The organism is Salegentibacter salinarum (assembly GCF_900168115.1).
GTDB classification, from domain to species: Bacteria; Bacteroidota; Bacteroidia; order Flavobacteriales; family Flavobacteriaceae; genus Salegentibacter; species Salegentibacter salinarum.
The window spans coordinates 26,576-45,572 of record NZ_FUZC01000006.1 but is presented as its reverse complement, the minus strand read 5'-3'; the positions used below and the strand labels follow the sequence as shown (position 1 = coordinate 45,572).

The following is an 18,997-nucleotide window of genomic DNA, read 5'->3' as shown; positions in this document are numbered from 1 at the left end:
TCAGGGGCTTGAAATCGATTATTTAAGATCACGTAAACATTTTTTTAACTTATATGCTAAATATTTATATATTCAGCTTGATAAAAAAGAAATTTAGACCAACGACTATTCGCAACGGCTGAACAGCTAAAAAATTCAAAAATGCTTACCAGAAAACAATTCTTAAAGGGTTTTTCCATTCAAAACCAAGGCGAATATAAAATTACTGCCTGGCACCATTTAATTTTTTGGTTGGCATATTTTCTTTTTAATACACTCCGCTGGGGAAGTTATTACGATGATTTTCTTTTATCACTTAAAGGTAACTTGATTGGATTTCCTATTCATATGTTTTTGTGCTATTTCACAATTTATTTTTTAATTCCAAAATTTATTTTTAAACGCCGTTTTATAAGCTTTTCCTTTATTTTAATAGGGAGTATTTTCTTAATGGTAGTGGCTAAATTCTACCTCACTCTATTTCTTATAAGTAATAATGTATGGCCGGAAGGTCCTGAGGCTACTTCTCAATTCACTTTCAATTATGCCCTTACTATGATGTTGGGAGAATTTTATGTGATTTCTTTTGTAACTGCGATAAAGATAACTTTAGACTGGCTTAGTGCGAGCAAACGTGCGGCGCGACTGGAGAAAGAGCAACTTCAAACTGAATTACGCTTTCTACGCTCGCAAATTTCGCCTCATTTCTTTTTCAATACTTTAAATAATATTTACTCTCTAAGCCTTGAGCAATCCAAAAAAGCTTCGGAAACCGTTTTAAAACTTTCTGAACTTATGCGTTACTTACTGTATGAAACTAAAAACAACCAACAACCCCTTGATAAGGAAATACTCTGTATTCAAAATTACCTGGACCTGGAACGAATTAGGTATGGGGAGCAGGTAAAAATAAATATGGAGGTTACCGGAAATATCGAAGGAAAAAAAATTCCGCCTATGTTATTTATTCCATTCATTGAAAATGCCTTTAAACATGGAGCAAGCAAGAACATTGGGAATGTATGCATGTCTATTAAATTGCAGGTAAAAGACGATGATATTTACTTTACAGTAAGTAACACCATGCCAGATAAAAGAATAGGTGATAAAATGAAAAAAGAAAGCGGAGGAATAGGTATAGAAAATGTAAAAAAACGTCTGGCACTGGGCTATTCCGAGAATGATTATAATCTGGATATATATACCAAAGACGAGAATTTTATAGTGGCATTAAAATTAAAATCAAAATGAGTTTACGCTGTGTTATAATTGATGATGAGCCTTTGGCTGTAAATGTTATTAAGAATCATCTTTCCCAAATTAAAGATGTGAAAATTGAGGTGAGCTTTAATAATGCTGTTGAAGCACTTGAATTTCTAAGAGACAATCCAACAGATGTTATTTTTCTGGATATTGATATGCCTGTTTTGGATGGATTTAGTTTCCTCAATTCCTTAGAAAAAAAACCTGCTGTAATAATAACCACTGCCCACCAGGAATATGCGGTAAGAGGTTACGAACTTGATGTACTCGATTATTTGGTGAAGCCGATTTCTTTTCCCCGATTTCTAAAAGCGATAGATAAAATTAAACGTCTACAATTTAATCAGTCTTCAGAAAAAGAGCATCTGTTCGTAAAAGTGGACAAAAAGAAAATGAAGAAAATATACCTTGATGATATCCTGGTAGTAGAGAGTTTAAAAGATTATATTAAAATCATTACGCGCTCGGGTAAACATATTGTACACCAGACTTTAAGTAGTTTTACAGATAGTTTACCGAAAAACAAATTTTTGAGAATTCACCGTTCCTACACCATTGCAATAGAGAAAGTGGATGCCGTAGAAGGTAATAGTGTTGAAATAAATGGGTCTCTTTATGTAATTGGACGTAGTTATCTAACTGAAGTAAAAGCTAAAATACTGGATTTGGACTAATTTTTATGCTGGTTAGATGTGAGAAAAACATGTATGTATATATCTTTAAGTCAAATACTATCAGCTGATACTAGAAAATACTAATTGTTTAAAATAAGGATAATTCTTGTTTCAAGGCAGAAATAAAAATATATGAAGCTTATTTTAGAAGAGTGAAAATGTAGGGTTCTTTTTATACAGATTAGCTACAATTTTGCTTAAAGACAACAATTAGACTTGGTTCTTATTTAACTCTTGCCCAATATTACATTAGCTTATTATCTAAAAATCATCACTTTGTTTATAAGCTTCAATTATCGATTTCTCACCTTTTTTGCCTGGCTTGGAATTCCCGTGTTCCATGCCCACAATACCATCATAATTTTTATTATGAATAAATTTAAAGACATTTTTATAATTTATTTCACCGGTTGTAGGTTCATTTCTTCCTGGGTTGTCACCTACCTGGAAATATGCAATTTCATCCCAGGTTGCTTCAATATTAGGAATCAAATTGCCTTCCTGAATTTGTTGGTGATAAATATCAAAAAGAATTTTACAAGACGGACTATCTACGGCCTTACATATTTGATAGGCCTGTGGTGAACCCGATAAAAATAATCCCGGATGATCTCTGAAATTTAATGGTTCCAACACCATGATTATTCCGTGGGGCTCTAGAATTTCTGATGCTCTTTTTAAGGTTTCAATGACGTGAGCGGTTTGGTATTGTAAATTTTGCCTCTGATCAACATAACCGGGAACAACAGTAATCCATTTCGCATTTACTCTTTTTGCTACTTCAACGGATTCTTTAATTTGGTTTAAAAATTCTTCTCGCAGATTCTCATCCCCACTTGCAAGATTAGGTTCAGTCCAATAGATATTATGAGCCACAAAAACACCCATTCTAATATTTCTATTAGCCATTGTTTTAGCCATTTTCTCCTGCAGCTCAACAGGCTTGGCCTTCATTCCGTTATCCTCAAAGGCTGTAAAACCTCTATCGGCCATAAAATTTAGCTGATCTATAGGGTCTTCCCCGGCAAGTTCCTTAAACATCCCCAAATGTGGCGCATAAGAAAGTTTAAACTGGTTCTTTACGAAAGTAGAAACTTCTTCGAAATTCCCTGCGTAACCCAAATATGGTCCAAGCCCGGCCAGGCTTGTTGCGGCAATATTTTGTTTAATAAATTTTCTCCTGTCCATTCAAGTAAAATCTTTAATTAAATATTCAATTTAATAAAAAGAAATAAATGTTTCCTACAAACTTATGGCTGCCTACCCCTGACAGCTGAAGTACTGCATCGATCGGATTATAGGCAGCACATTAGGGTTTTAAATTATAAATAACACAGACCTGCTCTTATTTTTAAAGCTGTCAATTAGAAATTCTACTCTATTACCACTGTTCTTCTTTTATTAGTCCAGGCATAATAAAATATGTAAGCATAGCAAATCATCACTAAAATCAAGGCAATTTTAAAACTATAGGAATCGGTTAAGAATCCATAAGCCGGCGGTATAATCGCGCCACCAACTATCATGGTGCACAATACTCCTGAACCCTGGGCTTTATCATCTCCTAAGCCGTCTAAAGCAAGACTGAAAATTGTGGGGAACATAATCGAATTAAATAGGCCTACTGCAATAATTGTCCACATAGCTGCAAGTCCAACCGAAAATGTAGATATAAGTATCATACTTATTGCTCCTATTGCAAAAACACTTAAAACCTTAGCAGGGTTAAAAATAGTGGTTAAATAAGAACCAATAAACCTTCCTATCATTGCTCCCGTCCAATAAAAGGTGACAAAAACACCAACCACAGCCATATCACTTGAAGCTGACACCCCAGTACTCAAAATCCAGCTTGCGATAGTGCGCATAAAAGATGTTTCCCGCACCGTTTCAGCAAGATCAAGGCTTAAAAAATAGTTCACCATATAACTTCCCAGGGCCACTTCTGCTCCTACATAACAAAACAGACCAATGGCTCCCAGGATTAAATTTCTATTCTTTAATACTCCGCGATAGTCATTCGAAGCTTCCTTATCTCCTACTTTGGGAAGGTTTACGAAAAAGAAAACAATGGCAATTATTATTATAAAAGCTGCAATTCCCAGGAAAGGTGTTTGTACCGCTGAGGCTTCAGAAATATAATAGCTCGTTTGAGCAGTAGGATCCAGGGCTTCAATCTCGGCGGTAGTTTTTACTTTATCCTGGAGGATAAATAATGCTCCTAAAGCCGGTGCTATTGCCGTTCCAAGAGAGTTAAAAGCCTGCGATAAGTTAAGGCGGCTCGAAGCTGTTTTTTCCGAACCTAAAATAGTAACATAAGGATTTGCTGCCACCTGTAATATGGTAATTCCAGCTGCAAGTGTAAAATACCCAAACATAAAAATTCCGAAGATGCGATAGGAAGCTGCAGGATAAAAAAGCAAGCAACCTACGGCCATTGTAACCAAGCCTAAAATAATTCCTTTTTTATATCCTATTTTCGACAAAATATATCCTGCCGGTATAGATAGTAAGAAATAAGCACCAAAGAATGCAAACTGTACCATCCCGGCCTGAAAATAAGAAAGTGTAAAAACTTCTCTTAATCTAGGTATGAGTGAATCTACCAGCACGGTAATAAAGCCCCAAAGAAAAAAGAGGATAGTTACAAATATAAAAGCTGTACGATAAGATTTCTTTTGATTCATTTTCTACTAATTTTCTCTGTAAATTTCTTTATTCGGCTCGCTACTCATATAAAATTTCAACTCTCCTCCAGCCATAATATCATTATGGTCTATAAACGGGTCATCCAAAACTTTTCCATTAAGTTCTACTTTTGAAACAAAAACATTTTCTGCAGATTGGTTATCGGCAATAACCGTAAAAGTATTGCCATTGTCGAGATTTATTGTAGCCTTACTGATCGCCGGACTCCCTAAAGCATATTGTGTAGAACCGGGTGCTACGGGATAAAAGCCAAAACTACTGAAAATATACCAGGCGCTCATCTGTCCAAAATCATCATTCCCGCCTAAACCATCAGCACCGGTTTGATACTGGTCTTTTAAAATCATCCTTATTTTATCCTGGGACTTCCAGGGAGTATTGGTCCAATTGTACAAATAAGCAACATGGTGCGATGGTTCGTTTCCATGCACGTAATTGCCAATTATTCCTTCCCTGGAAATATCTTCCGTATGTTCAAAATATTTATCAGGTAATTCCATTGAAAACAAAGAATCTAAATGCTGAGAGAATTGCTGCTTTCCACCCATCATCTCAATCATTTCCGCCGGCTGATGTGGAACATACAGGCTGTAATTCCAGGCATTCCCTTCAATAAAACCCTGCCCGTGGGTATTTAAAGCATCAAACTCTTTTTTAAAACTTCCATCATCCAGTTTAGGCCTCATAAAGCCCGTTTTACTATCAAAAACGTTTTTATAGTTTTCAGACCTTTTAAAAAATTCGTCATAAACCTCGCTATTCCCTATTTTTTCTGCCGCCTGCGCTATGGCCCAATCATCGTAAGCATACTCCAGTGTTTTGGATACCGAGGCGCTGTTTTTATCTTCAGGCACATATCCTTTTTCCATATAGTATTCCAGACCATCATAATAACCCGTTTTGGCAGTTTGTACCATTGCATCTAAAGCGCGTTCTTCATTAAAACCAGCATTTCCTTTTACGATGGCATCGGAGATTACTGAAGCGCTGTGATAACCAATCATACACCAATTCTCATTAGCGTAATGCGACCAAACCGGTAGCATTTTATGGACACTCTGGTCATAATGAGCCAGCATCGCCTCCACCATGTCACTATTACGCTCGGGTTGTAAAATATTAAACAGCGGATGTAAGGCCCGATAAGTATCCCACAGTGAGAAACTAGTATAATTCACAAAATCCTCAGCCTGGTGAATATTCATATCTATTCCACGGTATTTACCGTCCACATCCATATATTCGGTAGGTCCCAAGAAAGCGTGGTACATAGCGGTATAAAAATTTGTCATTTCGGCATCATTTTCAGCTTCTACTACTACTTTATTTAATTCCTCATTCCACTTTTCACGAGCATCATCTTTTACTTTGTCAAAATCCCAATGCGGAATTTCGGTTTTCATATTATTAAGCGCTCCTTCGGAGCTTACCGGGGAAATTGCAAGTTTAACTTGAAGTTTTTCCTCGGCTTCCATATCAAAATCAAAATACATTCTGATTTTTTCACCCGCTACTTCAGGGAAATTCTCATCCTGGTCGAATTTACCCCAGAAACCATTATAAGGTTGTTTATCGTAACGTGCTCGCCCGTAATTTTTAATGGGTCTATCAAAGCTCATGGCAAAGAAAACCTTGCGAGTTCTTGCCCAACCGTTGGTTTGTCTAAAACCTGTTATTAAAGTATCATTTTCTACCCTAACAAATGTCCATACATTTTTATCATCGTAATTATAAATTCCAGACATTAAATCCAGGATAACGTGGGCTTCTTCTTTGTCCGCAAAAGTATACCGATGCATGCCTACCCGGCTTGACGCCGTCATTTCAGCTTCAATATCATAATCTTCCAGAAAAACTTTATAATAACCGGCTTCGGCAGTCTCGGTTTTATGCGAAAAACGAGAACGATAACCACTATTCGGGTTAGCTTCTGTTCCAGGATTCAATTTTAATTCGCCCGTGGTGGGCATTATTAAAAAATCACCTAAATCGGAATGACCGGTACCGCTAAAATGGGTATGGCTGAAACCAATTATCGTGGAATCATCATACTGGTAACCTGCACAATATTTATAAACATCGGGGTTATATTTACCATCTACCGCGTAAGGAATGGTATCTGTATCAGGACTTAACTGCACGCTTCCAAAGGGCACCGTAGCACCGGGATAGGTATGACCCATTTTGGCCGTACCAATCATTGGATCTACAAACTGAGCGAGATCTTTTAGATCTTGGGTTGAAGATAAATTATTCGATTCAGTAGTTTTTTCTTCTTTTCCGCAGGAAAAAAACAACAGGAACACTAAAAATGTTCCTGTTGAAGTAATAAAATTATTGTTGAATTTCATTCATTTTTAATTTATGTAGATTGAAAGATCCGCCTCATATATTATAGTTCATTAGTCAAAGAATAAGGAAAATCAGATTCTTCAGTTCCTCGTTTCTTATTAGGGGTATCGCCCATTTCTATATCGATCACTGCTCCTTTCATCAGTTCTTTGTGACTTAAGAAATTCTTCGTGTATTCCTTTCCGTTTAATTCCATTTTCTGAATATACTTATTGGAATCACTATTTTGAGGAGCATTAATAATAAGCTCGTTTCCATTTTCAAGTTCTACAGTTACTTTTTTGAAAAGCGGAGCACCCATTACGTACTCATCTGTCGCTGGAGCTACGGGATAGAAGCCCATTGCAGAAAATACATACCAGGCTGAAGTTTGCCCGTTATCCTCATCGCCGCAATAGCCATCGGGAGTTGGTTGGTACATTCTATCCATAGTTTCTCGTACCCAATATTGAGCTTTCCAGGGTTCACCTGCATAATTATACAGGTAAATCATATGCTGAATTGGTTGATTTCCGTGTGCATATTGGCCCATATCGGCAACTTGCATTTCGCGTATTTCGTGGATTACCCCACCGTAATAACTTTCATCAAAAACCGGAGGCATTTCAAATACTTTATCTAATTGAGCTACAAATTCTTTTTTACCTCCCATTAAATCAATCAATCCTTGGGGATCGTGAAAAACCGACCAGGAGTAATGCCAGCTGTTACCTTCAGTAAATGCATCTCCCCATTTAAACGGATTAAAATCTTCTACAAATTCTCCGTTCTCTTTCTTTCCACGCATTAGCTTGGTTTCCGGATCATAGAGTTTTTTATAGTTAAGGCTACGCTCTTTATAAAGTTCAATCTCTTCTTTAGGACGATTTAGTTTTTTTGCCAGTTGATATATTGCGAAATCATCGTAAGCATATTCTAAAGTTCTGGCGGCATTCTCATTGATACCCACATCATAAGGAACATAACCAAGCTCTTTATAATATTCAGCCCCAGCACGTCCTACTGCGGTCATAGGCCCTTCATTGTTCGCGCCATTTAGAAGTGCTTCATATAATAAATCAATATCATAATCAAACTTCCCATCAGTTTTTAAATAAGCATCAGCAACAACTGAAGCCGAGTTGTTACCCACCATAATGTTCCTAAGTCCCGGACTCGCCCATTCTGGCAACCAACCGCTTTCTTTATAAGCATTGGCCAGGCCCTTCTGGATGTTAGCATTTAGTTCTGGGTACATTAAATTTAAGAACGGAAATAAAGAGCGGAAAGTATCCCAAAAACCGGTATCTGTAAACATATAACCGGGCAAAACTTCCCCGTTATACGGACTGTAATGTACTACTTCGCCTTCGGCATTATATTCATAGAATTTTCTTGGAAAAAGCAAGGAACGGTACAATGCGGAATAGAATGTTGCTACTTCATCTGGAGTCCCACCTTCCACTTTAATTCTGGAAAGTTCTTGATTCCATTCTTCGCGGCCTTTTTCTTTTACGGTTTCAAAATCGTCATTTCCAATTTCTTCCATGTTTAATTCGGCCTGGTCATAACTGATAAAGGACGAAGCTACCTTTGCATTAATAATTTCTCCTTTTTCAGTTTTAAAACTGATCACACTTCCTACGTGCTCAGCTTCAACTTCCAGTTCTTCTGAAATTTCTTCCCCGCTAAATGTATGGGAAGCGGTAAATTCTTTATCAAATTTTATAATGAAATAGTTCTTGAAATTATCTGGCACTCCTCCACTGTTTTTGGTCGTATACCCAATTATTTTATTTTCTTCAGGGATAATCTTTACATAAGAACCCATATCCAATGCATCAATAACTATATGAGAACTATCAGATTCCGGGAAAGTGAAGCGGAAACGAGCTGCTCTTGACGTAGGTGTTATCTCGGTGGTTACATCATGATCGGCAAGATATACGCTGTAATAGTGCGGATTCACTTTTTCCGATTTATGGGAAAACCAACTGGCCCGGGCATCTTCATTAAATCGAATTTCTCCGGTTATGGGCATGATTGCAAATTGGCCATAATCGTTCATCCAGGGAGAAGGTTGATGCGTTTGTTTAAACCCACGCAGTTTATCTGCAGTATACTGGTAAGCCCAACCGTGGCCCATTTTACCGGTTTGTGGGGTCCAAAAATTCATTCCCCAGGGACGGGCAATGGCCGGATACACATTTCCATTGGACATGCTCGGCTTAGAATCCGTTCCCATAAGCGGCTTTACCCAATCTACCGGATTTTCAACTACTTCTACAAGGTAATCCTGCGCATTGACAAACGTTGCAAAAAAGCAAAACGCAAGGACAAAAAAATTAGTTTTCATATAATAATATTTTATTTATTTATTGGATTTGGCTTAACTCCTTCATGAGTGATTACTACAGGTTTTATATGCCCATTTTCATCAAAATACATTCTATCAATACAGGTTTCCCTTGAATTTCGATCGGTTTCACCCTTTGGACGGCGATGGTAAACCATGTAGTAATCATCTTTCCCAGGGGTTTTTATTACCGAATGATGTCCCGCCCCAGTGGCTATATCAGGATCTTGTTGTAATATGGTTCCTATTCTTTCGAAGGGGCCAGTAGGAGAATCGGCAATTGCATAGGCTACACTGTAATCTGGACCGGTCCAGCCGCCCTCAGACCACATAAAATAATATTTCCCATCTCGTTTAAACATAAAGGGTCCCTCGACGTAACCTTCCGGGGTCACTTCTTTAAAAGTTTCACCATCTTCAAAAGGTTTGAAACCTGTGAAATCATCATTTAATTTTGCTACGTTACAATGTTGCCACCCGCCATAGAACATATAATATTCCCCATCATCTTCATACACAAACTGGTCTATAGGCTGGGCGCCATTATGGAATTTACCAATTAAGGGTTCCCCTAAATAATCTTCGTACGGTCCTTCCGGGCTTGAAGCTTTCGCCACTCCAATTCCTCCTAACTCATCATCGCTTTGAATGTCATTAGCACCGAAGAACAGGAAATAAACTTCATTTTTTCTAATAATGGCAGGCGCCCACATGGCCCGTTTAGCCCATTCTACCTCCGCAGTATCAATTATTCTCTCGTGCTTTTCCCAGTTTACCAGGTCTTTTGATGAAAAAGCATCAAGAAATACCTGTTCCTCGTATGGGGCGGAATAAGTAGGGAAAATCCAGTATTCATCATCAAAAACAATTCCTTCAGGATCAGCATACCATCCGGGAAAGACCGGGTTGTTGTTTTGAACTGTTTCTTCTTCTGTTTTCTCTTCTTTTCCCTTATTATCTTCTGCATTCATTTTGCAACTTGTAACCCCAAGAGCCACAAACACTAATAATAAAAGGGTTTTATAAGAATTTTTCATCTGTAATAATTTTTGTTTAAACTTCATAGTTATTCCAGTCCATTACTTCATTTCTAGTTGCGGGATCCATAGCTACTTTCAAAAAACCTTCATCGTATTTCATTCCATGTTTCTCAAGCACATAAGCTGGCACACCGTCCCAAACATTGGGAGTATTCCCACGATAATCCAGGTACTTAAATCCTGGTTCACTGGTAAAGTACCCCGTAACTACCAGGTTTCTGATATTCCTAAAAAACACCGGACCTGGAGAATTCTCTTCAAAAGCTCTGGGATAAGCCATGTTATCAATAATTTCCATTTGATTTTCTTTTGAAATCTCATTGAAAGCTGCTTCAAAATGTTTATTGCTTTCCCGATTAATCCACATTAAACCTCCGCGCATGGGAATTTGATGTTCGGGAATGTCTTTTACAATAAACTCGATGAATTCTGGCACACCAGCTTCTGTAGCCGAAACCGATTCTTCATCTTCAGGAATAATAATATCTGCCAATATAGAAATGGTAGCCATCTCTTCTTTAGAGAAAAATGTCTTGGAATATAGATCTTCATCCCTTTTCTCTTCAGCAGGGGTTCTTCCATAACCTTCTTTTTCTTCAATAATATCACCTTCTACGATAGGTGATTTTTTATCAGTTACGCAGCTGCTAAGGAACAGGCTGGATCCTACGCCGCCCAGTACCAGTGCTTTTAATGACTCCCTTCTATCCATAATTTATAAGCTTTATACATTTCCTTTTTTAAGCTGTTCAGTCAAATAATCAGTAGCTCGCCAGGCTAGCGCCAGGATAGTCCAGGTTGGATTCTTATCGGCCTGGGATACAAATGGACCGCCATCCATAACAAATAAGTTTGGCACATCGTGAGCCTGGTTAAATTCATTTACCACAGAATTTTTAGAATCTTTACCCATCCTGGTTGTTCCCACCTCGTGGATAATTTTCCCCGGATTTTCAAGTCCGTAATTTGTTTCTTTTCCGGGTTTATCACCTAACGGAACTGCGCCCATATTATGCATCACTTCTTCAAAAGTATCCTGCATATGCCGGGCTTGTTTTACTTCTTCATCAGACCAGGTATAATTGAATTTTAGCACTGGAATCCCATACTTATCAACAGTATTCGAATCGATCTCGCAATAATTTTCTTTTCGTGGAATACTCTCTCCACGCCCGGCCATTCCAAAGGTAGCTCCATAGAATTTTTTCACATCTTTTTTAAGACCCGTGCCATAAGCATTTCGTGAAGTATCACCGGTAATTTCTTTTAAAGCCTGGGTATTAAACCCAAATCCATAAGCGGGCATACTCATTCCTCCCCAATATTCAATATGGTATCCGCGGGTAAAACCAAGGTCTTTACTATCATTTAGCCACCATGGTGTATAAAGGTGCATTCCGCCTACACCATCTTCATTGTAACGTTCTCTATCTACCAATTGGGGAATAAATCCCATTCTAGAAGATCCCGTTGAATCGTGAAGATACTTCCCTACCACTCCGCTGGAGTTTGCAAGTCCATTAGGGTGCTGTGCAGATTTGGAATTAAGTAAAATTCGTGCCGAACTACAGGCACTCGCAGCTAATATCACCACTTTTGCTTTAATTTCGTAATCTCTTAGATCGTCTTTGTCTATATAGGAAACTCCAGTGGCTTCACCTTCCCCATTAGTTAAGACTTCTCTAACCATGGCGTTTACATAAAGATCTACATTACCGGTTTTAACGGCTGGTTTCACCAAAACAGATGAAGAAGAAAAATCGGCATAAGCCATACAGGAACGTGAACATTGGTTACAGAAAAAGCAAGCACCACGCTCTTTATTAACCGGTCTTGTAAGTATTGATAAGCGTGAAGGAATCATAGGCACTCCTGCCTGGTTCGCACCTTTTTTAATATACAACTCGTGTAACCTAGGTTTTGGAGGTGGTAAAAAGAAACCATCAGGTTCATTTGGAAGGTTTTCTTTAGTTCCAAACACCCCAATTAATTTATCTACTTTATCGTAATATGGTTTAACGTCTTCATATCCTATTGGCCAGTTATCACCTTTTCCATCAAAATCCTTTCGTTTAAAATCCAGGGGACCAAAACGAAGTGATATACGTCCCCAGTGGTTGGTTCTACCACCTAACATCCTTGAACGGAACCAAGCAAACTCTGTATTTCCATTTTGAGTATAAGGTTCTCCTTCCAGTTCCCAGCCCCCATAAGCCATATCGAAATCTCCAAAAGGTCTTGTAGTAGCTGCACCTCTACGGGGTGACTCCCAAGGCCATCTAAGCTGGGTTCGCTGTTCTTTATTTGCCGGATCAAAATCTGGTCCTGCTTCAAGCAATGCGATTTTAAAACCTGCATCTGCCAGTAGCTTTGCCGCCATACCTCCACCAGCACCTGAGCCTACTATGCAGACATCATATTTAGTTGATTGTTTTTTTATTTGAAATGACATTAATCCAAGTTATGTTGTTAAACCTTCTCCATCTTTTGTACGACTCTTCCTGATTTTGATAATGCCACCGCATAAGCCCCCAACATAGTAGCATTATTGGTACCTAGTCGGGAAATACCTACTGGAACTCTCTTATCTTGTACAAACTCAATTTCCCTGGAAGAAAATGGAACTTTAATTTTTCTAATTGCTTTTTTATAAAATGCCTGCTTTGTGTCTTGTTCTTCAAAAGAAAAGGCCTGAGATACTATTCTATTAAATTTGTCCTTATTCCTATTTTCAATTTTGCCATTTAAATGCTTTAATATTTGAGGTAGCAGTAATTTAGAAGAACCTGCTATGCCCCCGCCAATAACCACACCTCCATCAATTATATTTATAACATTGGCCAGTGCTTCTGCGACTACTTTTGCAACACTATCATAAGCCATAATTGCGGCTTCCCTGTTACCCTTCTTTTCACCTAAGGCTATTTCAAAAATATCCTTTGGGCTTAACTCATAGCTTTCTTGGGAGTATTTTTTATAATAGGATTGGATGCCCCTTACACTCACACTCTCCTCGGCAATAATTTCAGGCTCTAAGAGATTTCTCATCAACCAAATTTCCCCACCCGCAGAATTATCACCTTTACAGATTTCCTGGTTTATAACTACCCCGGCGCCAAAACCGGTACCTAAAGTAATACCTATTAAATTTTTAAACTCTTTTTTTATTTCGAACTGCTTAAAACCTTTATTAACTTCAGGAAGAAAACCACCAATAGCCTCTCCATAGGTAAAAAGATCTCCGTCATTATTAATATAAGTAGGTAAGTTAAAATGCTCCTCCAACATTGGCCCTAAAGCCACTCCTCCTTTAAAAGAGGGAAAATTAGGTGGGCTTATAATAATTCCCTTTTCGTATTCCGCAGGTCCTGGGAAAGCAAAACTAATAGCAACTGCCTTCGCTGGCAATATGAGCTTTTTTACTTTTCTAAACCCTTCAATAATATTTTTCAGGCATTTTTCTAAATCTGTTGAGTTGGATGGCAAGGTGATAAAAGGAGTAATTGGTTTACCTCCTTTTAAAGCGGAAAAAACAAAATTAGTTCCACCTGCATCTAATGTTAAAACTATTCTTTCGTCTTGAAATATTTTCATTTGCAAACTTGGCAGTAAGATTTTGGGTTTTATATTTTGTTATTTCAACAAATGCGGTTTTTCCTGGTAAGTTTTCCATAGAAATTCACCAAATAGCGTATTGGCCCAGGCGAACCATTCACGGGAGAAATTTGTGGGATCATCTTTATGGAAAGTTTCGTGCATAAAGCCAGTATCTCCGTGGGTATTTTTAAGCGTATCTATACACCATTTAATTTCTTTATCATCATTACTGGTTAAGCCTTTCATGGTGATAGACATAGGCCAAATCATATCCAATGCTACGTGGGGACCTCCTATTCCTTCAGCTGCAGTTCCTTCAAAAAAGAAAGGATTGTCTTTAGACCAGATATAATTACGTGTATTTTGATAAATAGGATCATCTGGAGCGACTGCGCCTAAGTAAGGTAAAGAAAGTAAACTAGGTACATTAGCATCATCCATTAACAACTGGTTCCCGAAGCCATCAACTTCAAAAGCATAAATTTTACCATATTTTTTATGATCTACTACAGCATACTCATCCAGTGCGGTTTTTACTTCTTCTCTCAAATTCTTGAGTTCCGTTGCTCTTTCGGCATCTCCATGGATTTCTGTTAACATTTCCGCTGCCTGCTCCAGGCTCACCACCGCGAAGAAATTTGATGGAATTAAAAAAGAAAATACAGTTGCATCATCACTAGGTCTAAATGCAGAACAAATTAGGCCTACCGGATTTACCGGATACCCATAGCCCTGTAACGCCCGTGTATCGGTAGCCTTGGGGGTTTCTCGCTGGAAAGAATAAGCGCCTCTATCATCCTTTTTTTGTTGATCTTTAAATACTTTCAAGATAGAATCAATGGCTTTAATCCAATCCTCATCAAACGGGCTAGTATCACCGGTAGATTTCCAATAATGATAACCCAACCTAATTGGGTAACATAAAGAGTCAATCTCCCATTTACGCTCGTGTACACCAGGCTTCATATCCGTTAAATCGCTGAACCATTCACCTTTCTTTTCAGGATCATCATAAAAAGCATTAGCATACGGATCTTTTAATATATATTGAGTCTGCTGATTTATGACACCCGCTATAAGTTTTTTAAGTTTTTGATCTTTCTCGACAAAAGTCATATAAGGCCAAACCTGCGCTACACTATCCCTTAACCACATGGCGTCAATATCCCCGGTTATTACATAGGTGTTTGGTTTCCCATTTATCTCTGAATAGGTTACTGTGGTATCCAAAGTATTGGGAAAGCAGTTATTAAATAGCCACCCCAGTTCTTCATCCTGTACATTTTTCTGAAATTCTGCTATAACTTTTTCTATTACTTTACTTTCAAAATTTCGATCTCCCTTAGGAGTTCTAACCACTGGGAATTTTTTAAAAAAACCGGTTATTTCTGAAGCATTAAGATGAAATGGATCCAACATTGTTAGACCACCTGCTAATGCGGTATTTTGTATAAATTTTCTGCGTTTCATATATTAAAATTTCTGTAGGGATTAATAAGTAATATTTCCAAATTCTTACTTTGCTTTATTTAATTGATTATCTTCCTAAAACAGTTTTAAACCTATGTTTTTTTTCAGATTCCCTAAGTACACTATTTTTTTATTCAACAGATATTTTATCGGGGCCTGACTTTAAAATTATCATTTCTTACTAATATCAGGATTTTCTGCGTAAGCTTCCCATAATTCCTCAAGTGTGTTTCCGGTTATTTCTTTCCATAATATTTCGGAATAAGTATTTTCTCGCATATTTCTATCGAGAGTTACAACAAGATTCCGGTTATAATTATTTGAAATCCAAGCCAAAAACCTGGCAGTTATTCTATAGCTATTTTTATAGGATTGACCGGCTGAATAATCTGGCAGAAACCATTCTGCATCTTCATTATTAACCCCATATTTATAACGTACATAATCTGCAATTCCCTCGGTGAGCCATCCCGGTCCGGCTTTATGCGGATAAGATTGTACTATATGCATGGCTTCGTGAGTAATTACATCTAAATCGTTTGGCTTCTTTTTAAGCCATTGGGAGCTTATTGTAATTTTACCATTATGTGCGTAGGCTACCCCACTATAAGAAGTATCAATTTTTACATAAATAGTGTCACTTACCTCTGAGTTAAAATCCCGAACCAATTCTGGATACACTTTAAAAAAAGTTTTTATTAAACCGCTTTTTACTTCCTTGTCCAAAAGAGGATCATCATTAGTGAAAATTAAGGTTTTATCTTTTTCCTGAAAAACTTCTGGTCGCTGCGCATGAAGCTCGCTTACCATGAAGATGGTAAACAATCCGATAAGTATGTAGTTATTCTTCATATTTCAATATCGCTTCTACTTTTTCCTGAGCTTTCAGAGTTATTTTTTTCTCTTCAAGAATTTATTAATACTTCAAGATTCTTTCATTAATTAAAAAAGTGGAGGTGGAATTAATTAGGCTAACAAATAAATATGAAAAAACTATTAAAACATGATGCCTCACCCCCACTATTTCTCATTACAAAACTTCTATTTAAGAATAAATTCTAGTCAATCACTTTTGGGTTTAAAATTCCCGACAAATAATAAAGAGGCCAAAATTCACAATTCTGACCTCTTTGGCTAATTTAACTTATTCCGGTATTGATAATAGGCGCCACTCACTCATTTGGAATAGACCCCCTCCATTATTATTTATTACATTAAACCTATAATGAGTATAACCAGTTTCATTTTCAAAGTAGAACTCCCTGGTTAAATTCCTTCCGCTGAAGGTTTGATCAACTCTTTCATCTAAGACTTCCCAGTTTTCACCATCGTTTGACCCTTCAATTTGCCAATCACGCGGATCCCTATCTGGCGCATCATTTCCGGAAGTTAATTGATAAAAACTCACTACTTTCTCTTCTTCAAATTCAAGGTTTACCCAAAAAGGTTGCTCGTATCCAGATAAGTACTTAGAGTTTAAATCTCCATCAATTAATTTTAGTGAGCCTTCATTTCCGGTAGGTCCACCGCTATTCTCTCTATTCACAGATATTTCAGCTTCATCAGTAATATCTATTGGTGCAGAAGCAATAACTTTCAATTGTGCTTCAGCACTTATACTCTCCTGGTCCTGAGAAACTATCCTTAAAACAGTTTCTCCAGCGCCTACAGCAGTAATAGTCACTGATTTATCTTCATTCATTACAAGATCAGCAACACTAGGGTCATCAATCTCCCAAACATAGTCCCTGGCAGGAAAAATGTTGGGTACAAATCTTGCTTTGATATCCTCTGTTTCCCCTGAAATAAGTAAGATGTCAGTATTATCTAAAGTAACACCGGTTTCTACCAAATCGGGGAAATCCCTACGTCCCTCACAGGAAAATAATCCTACCAGAAAAGTAGAGAGGATAATATTCTTCAAATTGAAAATTTTTGTGTTCATATTATAATTTTTTAATAACCTGGATTTTGTTCTAAATTAGGATTGGTTTGCACCTGTCTTAGCGGTATAGGGTATATTGTCCTATAATCTTCACTTGGTTCGTGATCCCACCATGTTCCTGTGGTGAACTCTCCAAATCTTATAAGATCTGTACGACGTTTACCTTCAAAGATAAATTCACGGCCTCTTTCTTCCAGTAATTCATCTAATGTTAGAGTAGCAGTTGTATATGAAGCTTCAGCCCAGTCTTCATCATTGAAATAACGACTCTTACTTTCGTTAATAAGATCTACCGCTTCAGCAGTTGCACTTCCACCATTTAAACGCATTAAAGCTTCAGCTTTGTTAAAATACATTTCGGTTAACCTGTAAATCACAAAATCGTTCTCTAAATAGTTTTCATCAGTTTGCGTTCCCGATCGGTATTTATGGAAGCGCGCTCCACTGTTCTCCTCTCCATCTGTCATACTTCCTTCTCCGGTTTGACCCTCGCTGTTTCTTCTAATATTATTTACATAAACCAAAGGCTCTCCATTATACTCTTCTGATCCAAGAATAGGCTGATCTGTACCGAATCTATATTGAGGTCCAAATAAAAACCATTCTTGTTTTCTAATATCGCTTTCTCTATATTCATCAAAAGCTGAAGGAATTACAACAAAAGCATTCCAGCCTGAATAATTTACATCCAGCGCAGGGGCCATGTTGGAAAAACCGGAATAAAATGCACGCCAATCATAACCAAATCCATTCTCTCTACTAAATGGAAACTGAAAAATATTTTCTGGCGAAAGTTCATTCTGATTATTAAAAGGACCTAATGGATCCTGGTCTAATGCCATACTTCCCATAAGCGCACCACCTTCTCCATCAATTACCTTATTAGCATACTCAATGCTTTCCTGCCATCTTGGTTCTCCGCTCCAAACTTCAGCATTTAGATATAATTCAGATAACATGGCGTATCCAACAGCTTTAGATACTCTACCAAGTAAAGATTGGGACAAGGGCTGAAGGCTTTCAACATTTTCCAACAATTCACTTTCAACAAATGCAAAAACCTCTTCTCTAGATGCAGTAGCCGGATTCTGAGGCTCACCCACTTGAGTAACAATAGGAATATTACCAAAAAGATCCATTAATTTCATATAATGGTAGGCCCTTAGAACTTTTGATTCTGCCACTAAAGATTCTAACCTTTCCTGGGAAATATTTGCAGATTCAGGATCGATATTTTGAATATCAGTAATCGCCGAGTTTACATAACCGACTCCAGTCCACATCAAACTCCAGGTATTGGCCAATCTCCCTTCTTGGGTAGTCCAGGTGTGATAATGTTGCCGTATGTGATCTCCTCCATCGAATCCATGGGGGCCTTTTTGAGGCCATGCAACCTGGTCAGCCGATAATTCATTGTGATAATAATACCCATTTTGTCCAGACCAGGATAACCAGGCCTGCATATGTGTAAAAGGTCTTAGAGTAGCCTGAATAATTTCGAGTTCATTATTATAGAAATTTGATTCCTCAAGTTCGGAATATGGACTTTCATCCAAATCCATACAACCGAAGAAACTAAATACTAACGTGAAGCAGGCTAAATTTTTTATATTTAATAAATTCTTCATTTCTT

At 37.6% G+C, this 18,997-nt stretch carries 14 protein-coding genes; 2 read left to right on the top strand and 12 right to left on the bottom strand.

Features of this window, described 5'->3' with window-relative positions:
- Positions 1-141 precede the first annotated feature (141 nt).
- Together B5X53_RS08725 and B5X53_RS08720 are read left to right on the top strand one after the other, a co-directional pair.
- Positions 142-1,230 carry a sensor histidine kinase gene (locus B5X53_RS08725; protein WP_079712862.1) on the top strand — a complete coding sequence of 363 codons (1,089 nt, stop codon included), beginning with the start codon at positions 142-144 and terminating at the stop codon, positions 1,228-1,230.
- A complete protein-coding gene (locus tag B5X53_RS08720; protein ID WP_079712861.1) occupies positions 1,227-1,916 on the top strand; it encodes a LytR/AlgR family response regulator transcription factor in 690 nt (229 codons plus the stop codon). Before B5X53_RS08725 ends, B5X53_RS08720 begins: the two co-directional genes overlap by 4 nt.
- Positions 1,917-2,177: 261 nt before the next feature.
- Here B5X53_RS08720 and B5X53_RS08715 read toward each other — a convergent pair whose 3' ends face one another.
- The 12 genes from B5X53_RS08715 to B5X53_RS08660 all read right to left on the bottom strand — a co-directional run bounded on the left by B5X53_RS08715 (position 2,178) and on the right by B5X53_RS08660 (position 18,992).
- Positions 2,178-3,104: a hydroxypyruvate isomerase family protein gene (locus tag B5X53_RS08715; protein ID WP_079712860.1), complete on the bottom strand. Its 927-nt coding sequence runs from the start codon at positions 3,102-3,104 to the stop codon at positions 2,178-2,180.
- 185 nt (positions 3,105-3,289) lie between these two features.
- On the bottom strand, positions 3,290-4,603 hold the full coding sequence (locus B5X53_RS08710) for a sugar MFS transporter (RefSeq protein ID WP_079712859.1): 1,314 nt from the start codon (positions 4,601-4,603) through the stop codon (positions 3,290-3,292).
- A gap of 6 nt (positions 4,604-4,609) precedes the next feature.
- A complete protein-coding gene (locus B5X53_RS08705; protein WP_079712858.1) occupies positions 4,610-6,976 on the bottom strand; it encodes a GH92 family glycosyl hydrolase in 2,367 nt (788 codons plus the stop codon).
- Positions 6,977-7,017: 41 nt separating this feature from the next.
- A complete protein-coding gene (locus B5X53_RS08700) occupies positions 7,018-9,312 on the bottom strand; it encodes a GH92 family glycosyl hydrolase (RefSeq protein ID WP_079712857.1) in 2,295 nt (764 codons plus the stop codon).
- 11 nt (positions 9,313-9,323) lie between these two features.
- Positions 9,324-10,349: a glycoside hydrolase family 43 protein gene (locus B5X53_RS08695; RefSeq protein WP_079712856.1), complete on the bottom strand. Its 1,026-nt coding sequence runs from the start codon at positions 10,347-10,349 to the stop codon at positions 9,324-9,326.
- 16 nt (positions 10,350-10,365) lie between these two features.
- Positions 10,366-11,064, bottom strand: a complete 699-nt coding sequence (locus B5X53_RS08690) for a gluconate 2-dehydrogenase subunit 3 family protein (protein WP_079712855.1) — start codon at positions 11,062-11,064, stop codon at positions 10,366-10,368.
- Positions 11,065-11,076: 12 nt separating this feature from the next.
- The gene (locus B5X53_RS08685; protein WP_079712854.1) at positions 11,077-12,804 is read right to left on the bottom strand and encodes a GMC family oxidoreductase; all 1,728 of its coding nucleotides are present in this window, start codon (positions 12,802-12,804) and stop codon (positions 11,077-11,079) included.
- Between the two features lie 17 nt (positions 12,805-12,821).
- The gene (locus B5X53_RS08680) at positions 12,822-13,946 is read right to left on the bottom strand and encodes an ROK family protein (protein WP_079712853.1); all 1,125 of its coding nucleotides are present in this window, start codon (positions 13,944-13,946) and stop codon (positions 12,822-12,824) included.
- A 39-nt stretch (positions 13,947-13,985) separates the two neighbouring features.
- On the bottom strand, positions 13,986-15,419 hold the full coding sequence (locus B5X53_RS08675) for a glycoside hydrolase family 125 protein (protein ID WP_079712852.1): 1,434 nt from the start codon (positions 15,417-15,419) through the stop codon (positions 13,986-13,988).
- A gap of 171 nt (positions 15,420-15,590) precedes the next feature.
- The gene (locus tag B5X53_RS08670) at positions 15,591-16,271 is read right to left on the bottom strand and encodes a basic secretory protein-like protein (protein WP_079712851.1); all 681 of its coding nucleotides are present in this window, start codon (positions 16,269-16,271) and stop codon (positions 15,591-15,593) included.
- 292 nt (positions 16,272-16,563) lie between these two features.
- A complete protein-coding gene (locus tag B5X53_RS08665) occupies positions 16,564-17,364 on the bottom strand; it encodes a discoidin domain-containing protein (protein WP_079712850.1) in 801 nt (266 codons plus the stop codon).
- An 11-nt stretch (positions 17,365-17,375) separates the two neighbouring features.
- Positions 17,376-18,992 carry a RagB/SusD family nutrient uptake outer membrane protein gene (locus B5X53_RS08660; protein ID WP_079713014.1) on the bottom strand — a complete coding sequence of 539 codons (1,617 nt, stop codon included), beginning with the start codon at positions 18,990-18,992 and terminating at the stop codon, positions 17,376-17,378.
- Positions 18,993-18,997: the final 5 nt, after the last annotated feature.

Excerpts from the sequence above, each read along its gene's own strand:
- B5X53_RS08720 (WP_079712861.1), top strand. The coding sequence starts at position 1,227 with ATGAGTTTACGCTGTGTTATAATTGATGATGAGCCTTTGGCTGTAAAT.
- B5X53_RS08705 (WP_079712858.1), bottom strand. The coding sequence starts at position 6,976 with ATGAAATTCAACAATAATTTTATTACTTCAACAGGAACATTTTTAGTG.
- B5X53_RS08700 (WP_079712857.1), bottom strand. The coding sequence starts at position 9,312 with ATGAAAACTAATTTTTTTGTCCTTGCGTTTTGCTTTTTTGCAACGTTT.
- B5X53_RS08675 (WP_079712852.1), bottom strand. The coding sequence starts at position 15,419 with ATGAAACGCAGAAAATTTATACAAAATACCGCATTAGCAGGTGGTCTA.
- B5X53_RS08670 (WP_079712851.1), bottom strand. The coding sequence starts at position 16,271 with ATGAAGAATAACTACATACTTATCGGATTGTTTACCATCTTCATGGTA.
- B5X53_RS08665 (WP_079712850.1), bottom strand. The coding sequence starts at position 17,364 with ATGAACACAAAAATTTTCAATTTGAAGAATATTATCCTCTCTACTTTT.
- B5X53_RS08690 (WP_079712855.1), bottom strand. The coding sequence starts at position 11,064 with ATGGATAGAAGGGAGTCATTAAAAGCACTGGTACTGGGCGGCGTAGGA.
- B5X53_RS08680 (WP_079712853.1), bottom strand. The coding sequence starts at position 13,946 with ATGAAAATATTTCAAGACGAAAGAATAGTTTTAACATTAGATGCAGGT.
- B5X53_RS08695 (WP_079712856.1), bottom strand. The coding sequence starts at position 10,349 with ATGAAAAATTCTTATAAAACCCTTTTATTATTAGTGTTTGTGGCTCTT.
- B5X53_RS08710 (WP_079712859.1), bottom strand. The coding sequence starts at position 4,603 with ATGAATCAAAAGAAATCTTATCGTACAGCTTTTATATTTGTAACTATC.
- B5X53_RS08715 (WP_079712860.1), bottom strand. The coding sequence starts at position 3,104 with ATGGACAGGAGAAAATTTATTAAACAAAATATTGCCGCAACAAGCCTG.
- B5X53_RS08725 (WP_079712862.1), top strand. The coding sequence starts at position 142 with ATGCTTACCAGAAAACAATTCTTAAAGGGTTTTTCCATTCAAAACCAA.
- B5X53_RS08660 (WP_079713014.1), bottom strand. The coding sequence starts at position 18,992 with ATGAAGAATTTATTAAATATAAAAAATTTAGCCTGCTTCACGTTAGTA.
- B5X53_RS08685 (WP_079712854.1), bottom strand. The coding sequence starts at position 12,804 with ATGTCATTTCAAATAAAAAAACAATCAACTAAATATGATGTCTGCATA.